Here is a 4,067-nt window from a genome sequence, read left to right as displayed (position 1 = left end):
GGGTCAGGCATAGCACAAGTTGTGAAGAGTACAATAGGGTAAGCTGAGCATCGAGTAGGTAAGCAGTTCATCCTTCTATTTTACCATTATCAGCAGCTGCTCAAGTATTTCTGCCGCGCTGCACTAGTAGCACTCGTTTATTCAAACCCCATTGAAATTCTCGGGCAAAATCTGCTAATACAAGGGTTGAACAATTGTGTATTCACAAATGGCAAAAGCCACCAATAGGTTTCTCCCGACTCCGGGTGAACAAAAGCATAGACCCACTCTCTTGGTGCGCATTCACCCTTGTCGGGAAACCTGACCGGGGTCGCACCGCAACCACGCTCTATTGATGTTTGACCTGGGCAATTGGTTGTTCCCCCTCAACTGTCCAGACTCGACGCATCACTGGCAGTAGCCCCAAACGATGTTCGTCCATTCCCCACACCTCAATGTCTGCGATCGGGTATTTGGCTTGAAGATATGCCAGCTCTAAAGGTCATTTTTTTTCCACTGCTGTTGGCGGGAGTTCGGAAGTTTCCTGATGTTGGGGTCATTGGACTATAGCGCGATAACCCATGTCCCGAAGATATTCCCATCCTCGATAACGGCTAATCCGAACTCCTGTCAATTCACTTAACCAATCCGCTACCAAACGACCGTTCCATAACCCTCCATCAGGAGCCGGTCCGGTTAGGACTTGCCACAGTTGTGCAAGTTGTAGATCATTGAGTTGAGTTGGCGAACCCGGATTTGAGTGTCGTCGATCGCCCAAAGCATTTGGTCCGTGCTGGTTATAACGTCGCAGAAGTTGGGTTTATCCAAATTCGGCTATAACCAGTAACTTCGAGCTTCCGTTGCTGGAGTTTTCCCATCGGCAAGTAACCAGATGATTTGATAGTGACACCCGTTCCACCTCCGAGGTGCTCGCCCGGTAACGAGAGTAGAGTTCCTCCGAACTCAAATGGGATTCAACAGTGACGGTTTTTGGCATAGCGAGTGGCAATGCAATGTTTTTTCAGAGGAAGGGAAGCTTGATTATAACTAATTATCCGAACTTGATATAATTCCACTATTCAGTTGTTACCGTTGAAAGTTGGCAGGTTGAACGCGATGGACGAAGTCCCGCTTTGCTGCGAAGCGCGTGGCCTTTTGGCCAAGGTTCCCTTTGGCGTTCCCGTAGGGTAGGTTGCAGGTTTAAGGTTGGTAGGTTGAAAGTTGGCAGGTTGTTCGCCTTTGGCGTTCCCGTAGGGTAAGTTGACGGCGTTCGTGAAGCAACGAATGATATCAAGTATAGTTGGGTCAGTTAACGATTACCAATTACTAATTACGTCAGCCGTCAGCTGACAGCTGACGGCTGAATGCTTACCTAATTACTAATTACTAATTACTAATTACTAATTACCAGATGTTTAAAGGTTTGCGCTGGCGTCTTCTGTTGTATTACCTGATGGTAATGGCGGCAATTTTAAGTGTATTTGGTGCGGGTGTGTATGTGTTTTTAACACAGAGTCTGTACCAGCAACTTGACAAAAAACTACGGACTTTAGCCCAATCCGCCGCCCCATCATTTACTGAAGTAGAAGTGAAAGGGAGTCAATACATTGAACAAGTTGATGAAGTCCCCTGGCGAGATATCTTTAACCGAGACCAACAAAGCCTAGAATGGTTTGATGCTAACGGTCAACTATTGGCAAGGCGAGGTGTGATTGTGTTGACTTTCCCGCCAAAACTGGGTTCCAAGACTCTACAACTCCCCAAGACATCAGAGCCAATTAGGACGTTTACAATTTCTGTCTTTAAAGACACCTCGAAACCAAGCCAGCCATCCCTAGAGGGCTATATTCGAGCCAGTCAATCCACAGAGGATGTAGAAATCGTCCAAAGCCAACTATTTTGGGGATTAGGAATGGGAGGAATGATCGCTCTAGGGTTTGTTGGTATCGGTGGACTTTGGCTGACCCAGAAAGCTCTTGAGCCGATTGAGCAAAGTTTTAAGCAGCTTAAACAGTTTACTGCTGATGCCTCCCATGAATTGCGCAGTCCTCTGACAGCAATTAAAGCCTCTGTGGATGTGATGCGAAATCATCCTGAGCGAATTCATCCCAAGGATGCTAAGAAGTTAGTGGCTATTGCTAGCGCTACAGATCAGATGAGCCACTTAGCAGAAGACTTACTATTTTTAGCTCGTACTGATGCAGCCTTGTCAATCCCGACTCGAAAGTCAGTCCCAATTTCCCTCAATACAGTTTTGCAGAATGTGGTGGAATTGTTAGAATCATTTGCTCAAGATAAGCAGATTTCTTTGGAATATAAGTGCCTGACAACAGTCTCTGTAATTGGGGATGAAGGGCAACTGACCCGTTTATTTTCCAACTTGCTAGAGAATGCCCTGCAATACACACCCCCTAAAGGAAAAGTGGTTCTTACTGTTGCCAAACAGAATCGCTGTGCCCTGGTCATGATTGAGGATACTGGCATTGGTATTGCCCCTGAACATCAGCCGTTTGTATTTGATCGCTTCTGGCGTGCCGATAAAGCTCGTTCTCGCCGAGAGAGGGGTACCGGGTTGGGACTTGCGATCGCTCAAGCAATCACTCACAGTCATGGGGGAAAAATCACCCTTACCTCTCAGGTTGGGGTTGGTAGCTGCTTTGAGATACGTTTACCGCTGGTTTAGGAAAATAGCTTCTAGGTTGGGATTTTCTTTTGAAATCATATAGCAATTCTACGACTTGTGAGGTACAAATTTCTGGTTTTTAGGGAGCGGGGAGCAGGGAGCAGGGAGCAGGTAAGAGGAACCCACCCCTAACCCCTCACAGGAGGGGAAGAGGTAAGAGGTAAAAAATAATGTGTACCTCATAGCTACGATAAATGCTATATAGGGATCCGTGTAGGAATGAATTGTGATAATTTTTGATGCCATATTCCCTACTCCCTACTCCCTACTCCCTACTCCCTAATTTCTAACTTCCTTACCGACTTTTTTACTTTTGGGTAATAATCTCAAACTATGAAGCCGTTTAGTTGGAAAGCGTCAACTATACCTAGCATTCAGGAGAGATTATCTAAATGAAAACTCCCATTAAGTTGCTAACAGGTATTCTGGGATTAAGTGCTCTGATCAGTTTCCCGGCAATAGCGCAAGAAAAAACAGAAAACTCAGTTAAAGATGCTGTCAATGGTGCAACTGAGTCTATGGTAGAAAGCGCCCCCGATTCCTTGAGCAAACCCCTTCAACAGGCTGAAGAGGTAGAAATGCCAGCTACCACTGACGCTGAATCTACCACCAGTAACCTAGTAGAGCAAGCTGCGAGCAATGATCAATTCCAAACCCTTGTCAAAGCAATTGAGGCAGCGGGCTTAACGGAAACCTTGGCAGGTGAAGGACCCTACACTGTTTTTGCTCCCACCGATGATGCTTTTGCTGCACTGCCACCAAATACCTTAGACAGTCTACTACTACCAGAAAACAAAGAGGTACTGGTAAAGCTGCTAAAGTATCATGTTGTAACTGGTGCAGTTGATAGCAGTCAAATCCAGTCGGGAGAAATTATCACTATGGCTGGAAAGTCGGTAACAGTAAAAGTTGGTGAAGAAGGTAAGGTTACTGTCAACAATGCCCAGGTGACTCAAACAGATATTGAAGCCAGTAACGGCATAATTCATGTTGTTGACCATGTAATTCTGCCCTCAAGAGCTCATGCTCAATCGGAACCAGCACCAACAGGAGTCAGGTAAAATTCAGATTTAAAAAATTCATAGGTGCGCTTTCCGCACCTGCTGAATAAGTTTGGTGTTTTTGGTAATTATATCCCGTCCGTTTTACTACTTATTATTCAGGTTTATTCGAGAATTGTATAGTGTAAAAAATCAATTTATAGTTAACACTTAACACGTCACGATTTACCAGAATACAAAGTTATTAACCGGATTCGATTGAAGTAAATACAAGGATAGAACAAGGAGAAATTAAAGATGAATAAGTTGATGCCAATTTTACTAGGTGGAGTGATTCTGTTTGGTGCTGCTGCTTGCGATGAAGCTAAAACAAGTGATGAAGCCTCCTACTCTATAGATCAAAA

Annotated in this window: 4 protein-coding genes; 2 read left to right on the top strand and 2 right to left on the bottom strand. The window is 44.9% G+C overall.

The window, feature by feature from the left end; all coding sequences use genetic code 11:
- Positions 1-535: 535 nt before the first annotated feature.
- On the bottom strand, positions 536-790 hold the full coding sequence (locus F6K57_RS38505; protein ID WP_293073832.1) for a helix-turn-helix domain-containing protein: 255 nt from the start codon (positions 788-790) through the stop codon (positions 536-538).
- 600 nt (positions 791-1,390) lie between these two features.
- On the opposite strand from F6K57_RS38505, the gene F6K57_RS38500 reads away from it, so the two are divergent.
- A complete protein-coding gene (locus F6K57_RS38500; protein ID WP_293068937.1) occupies positions 1,391-2,662 on the top strand; it encodes a HAMP domain-containing sensor histidine kinase in 1,272 nt (423 codons plus the stop codon).
- A 48-nt stretch (positions 2,663-2,710) separates the two neighbouring features.
- On the opposite strand, the gene F6K57_RS38495 is transcribed toward F6K57_RS38500, so the two are convergent.
- On the bottom strand, positions 2,711-2,845 hold the full coding sequence (locus F6K57_RS38495; protein WP_293073829.1) for a hypothetical protein: 135 nt from the start codon (positions 2,843-2,845) through the stop codon (positions 2,711-2,713).
- A gap of 209 nt (positions 2,846-3,054) precedes the next feature.
- Between F6K57_RS38495 and F6K57_RS38490 the strand changes: the two genes are divergently transcribed.
- Complete coding sequence (locus tag F6K57_RS38490) at positions 3,055-3,723, top strand: fasciclin domain-containing protein (RefSeq protein WP_293073826.1); 669 nt, start codon at positions 3,055-3,057, stop codon at positions 3,721-3,723.
- Positions 3,724-4,067 lie beyond the last annotated feature (344 nt).

Source organism: Moorena sp. SIO4A5 (genome assembly GCF_010672005.1).
Taxonomy (GTDB): Bacteria; Cyanobacteriota; Cyanobacteriia; order Cyanobacteriales; family Coleofasciculaceae; genus Moorena.
Note: the sequence above shows the minus strand (reverse complement) of the source record. Positions and strands in the feature narration are given on the sequence as shown.